This window comes from Candidatus Kapaibacterium sp., from assembly GCA_025059875.1.
In the GTDB taxonomy this organism is placed as follows: Bacteria; Bacteroidota; Ignavibacteria; order Kapaibacteriales; family HRBIN21; genus HRBIN21.
This window is the reverse complement of record JANXCT010000021.1, coordinates 1-732: the sequence shown is the minus strand read 5'-3', so window position 1 is coordinate 732 and position 732 is coordinate 1. Positions and strand designations below refer to the sequence as shown.

General features: G+C 66.7%; 1 protein-coding gene. It reads right to left on the bottom strand.

Translation table 11 applies throughout. The features are described from left to right. Window positions 1-732, bottom strand: a 732-nt coding sequence (locus NZ960_08620; protein ID MCS7177651.1) for a urocanate hydratase, incomplete at both ends; no start/stop codon positions are given.

Genomic DNA, 732 nt, shown 5'->3' with positions numbered 1-732 from the left:
GTGCAGGCTGTAGCCCATTCCGACGCCGCCCCCATGGTGAAAGGCGACCCACCCGGCGCCGGAGGCGACGTTCAGCGCGAAGTTGAGCAGCGGCCAGTCTGCTACAGCGTCGGAGCCGTCGAGCATCCCCTCGGTCTCCCGGTACGGCGACGCGACACTCCCGCCGTCAAGGTGGTCTCGCCCGATGACGATCGGAGCCTCAAGCTCACCCCGTCTGACCATGTCGTTGAACAGGAGACCGGCTCGGTCGCGCTCTCCGTAACCGAGCCAGCAGATCCGGGCTGGCAACCCCTGGAAGCGGATCTTCTGGGGAGCGAGCCGCAGCCACCTCTGGAGGGCCTCGTCGTCCGGGAAGAGCTTCCGGACCGCCTCGTCGGTGCGGTAGATGTCGTGTGGCTCGCCGGAGAGAGCCACCCATCGGAAGGGGCCGCGCCCCTCGCAGAAGAGATCTCGGATGAACGCTTCGACGAAGCCTGGGTAGCTGAAGGCGTCGTGGAAGCCGCCCTCTTGGGCGAAGGAGCGGAGGTTGTTGCCGTAGTCGAATACGACGGCGCCCCGATGCTTCATCTCGACCATGGCCCTGCAGTGGTCGGCCATGGCCATGAGGACACGCATCCGGTAGCCTTTCGGGTCCTGGCGTCGGATCTCCTCGGGCGTCTCGTCGGGCTCCAGTGGGGGGACATAGCCGTACATGGGGTCGTGGGCACTGGTCTGGTCGGTGACCACGTCAGG